Below are 2,346 nucleotides of genomic sequence, written 5' to 3'. Positions count from 1 at the left end.
CACCATCTATTCCTTCAAGTCTTGGAATGTCTCCTCCGATAAATGGGACACTTTTATCAAGATATGTATGAAAAACATCTTCTGGTTCAAACTCTAAAATAATTAAAGATGCCAAAACGGTGATTACAAACGTAAAAACTAGTAATAGCTTCACATTTTTACAATATTTTCAACAAGTAAAAACCAATTGCTGGTAAAGCAATAAATGGAATAAACAATAATTGTTCTTCATGGGAAAATATACACTTCCACAAATTCCATATGCTTATGATGCATTAGAACCTCATATTGACGCAAAAACAATGGAGATTCATCATACAAAACACCACCAAGCATACACTGACAAATTAAATGCAGCACTAGAAAGCTGCCCTGTAGAAATTCAAAGCAAGGACATTTTGGATATCTTGGCTAACATCAACCAAGTACCAGAAGCTCAAAGAGGTGCAGTTAATTTCAATGGCGGTGGATATGACAATCATAAGTTGTTTTGGAACAACATGAAACCAAATGGAGGCGGAGAGCCTGGAGGAGCAATTGCAGATGCAATCAAAACATCCTTTGGAAGCTTTGCTGACTTTAAGGAGAAATTCTCATCATCTTCTGCAGTAATTCAAGGCAGTGGTTGGGGATGGTTAGTGTACAATCCTTCAACAAAGAAGGTAGAGTACAAGGCCATGCCAAACCAGACTAGTCCAAGAACTGAAGGACTAGTACCATTACTGGGTTGTGATGTTTGGGAACATGCATACTATCTGAAATATCAAAACAAAAGACCTGACTACATTGCATCTTGGTGGAATGTAGTTAATTGGGACGAAGTACAAAACAGATATTCCAAAGTAAAATAAAGTTCAATCTTTATTTTTTTAATTTATTTTAATAATTTAATTTTCATATCTGGCCAATTCGAAGATCATAATCCACACTTGGATTATTTTATGAATGAATTTATAACCAACTCAAGGTTGTTTGTTGTAAATGAGTGAAGAACAGGCCCAACAATTAATGCAGCAGATGCAAATGCTAGAGACTTATTTTACTGATTTATCACAAAGAGAGGGAACTTTACTAAATGTATTGCGAGAAGCAGTTGCTGCAATTGAATCAATAAAAGCAATCCGCCAAAAATCTGATTCTGAAACTTTGGTTCCAATTGGAATGGGGACATTTGTACACACAAGAATTTCATCTACTGAAAAAATTGTTCTAAATATTGGTGCAGGAGTTGCTATGGAAAAATCATACGACTCTGCAATAAATTATCTTGAGGCAAAAATTAAAGAAATTGAAGTTGCATTACAAGACACTTCTGTCAAAAAACAACAGGCAGTTGCAAGATTAGAACAGGGCAGAGAACAATTAAACATGCTAATGCAAGAGACATCTCAAAATCCTTCAGGATAATCTAATGTTTGATAAACTTCGCAATGCATTTTCCAATGCAGCGAAAAGTCTTGGTGAAAAAGAACTAAACGAAAAAGATATCGAGCTAATTCTTACTGAATTAGAAATTTCTCTTTTAGAATCTGATGTAGCAAGTGAAGTAATTGATTCGATAAAGTCTGATTTGAAAAATAGTCTAATTGGTTCTCGAGTAGAAAAAAACACAATTGAAAAATTTGTCAAAGATAGTCTGATCTCCAGTATATCGACCCTGTTTGATGAAGCAGGTACAATTGATCTCTTTGAAAAAATTAATGAAAAAAAGAAAACAGGGCAACCCTTTCTTATTTTATTCGTAGGAATTAATGGAACCGGAAAAACCACATCACTCGCAAAAGTTGCTCATATGTTACAACAAGCAAAGTATTCCCTTGTGGTAGCAGCAGCTGATACATTCAGGGCAGGTGCAATTGAACAGTTACGTGAGCACACAAATCGTTTGAATCTAAAGTTGGTTGCTCAAAATTATAATTCCGATCCTGCAGCAGTAGCACGCGATGCAGTTCTTTATGCAAAATCTCACAAAATGGATTGTGTTCTAATTGATACTGCAGGTAGAATGCAAACTAGCAAAAATCTAATGGAACAAATTGCTAAAATCACCAAAGTTGTAAATCCTGATTTTAAAATTTTTGTCGGTGACTCTTTAGCTGGTAACGATACTGTAAACCAAGCAAGAGAATTCTTTGAACATGTAAAATTCAATGGTTCAATTTTGACCAAAAGTGATGCTGATGCACGTGGTGGTGCTGCATTATCTATTGTAAAAATTACTTCAACACCAGTACTCTATCTTGGTGTTGGACAAGAATATTCTGATCTAAAACCGTTTGACAAACAAACATTTCTTGAAACCGTATTTGGTTCATTGTCTGGAGTAGAGATAAAAGAAATTTCTCC

Annotated in this window: 3 protein-coding genes; all 3 read left to right on the top strand. The window is 34.9% G+C overall.

Features of this window, described 5'->3' with window-relative positions; all coding sequences use genetic code 11:
• The first annotated feature begins 230 nt into the window (after nt 1-230).
• A complete protein-coding gene (locus tag BG20_RS06025; RefSeq protein WP_010192227.1) occupies nt 231-851 on the top strand; it encodes a superoxide dismutase in 621 nt (206 codons plus the stop codon).
• A 130-nt stretch (nt 852-981) separates the two neighbouring features.
• Entirely contained in the window at nt 982-1,407 is a 426-nt protein-coding gene (pfdA, locus tag BG20_RS06020; RefSeq protein WP_010192225.1) for a prefoldin subunit alpha, read from the top strand.
• 4 nt (nt 1,408-1,411) lie between these two features.
• On the top strand, nt 1,412-2,346 hold a 935-nt coding region (ftsY, locus tag BG20_RS06015; RefSeq protein WP_010192222.1), incomplete at its 3' end, for a signal recognition particle-docking protein FtsY.

Origin of the sequence: Candidatus Nitrosarchaeum limnium BG20 (assembly GCF_000241145.1) — an archaeon.
Taxonomy (GTDB): Archaea; Thermoproteota; Nitrososphaeria; order Nitrososphaerales; family Nitrosopumilaceae; genus Nitrosarchaeum; species Nitrosarchaeum limnae.
Note: the sequence above shows the minus strand (reverse complement) of the source record. Positions and strands in the feature narration are given on the sequence as shown.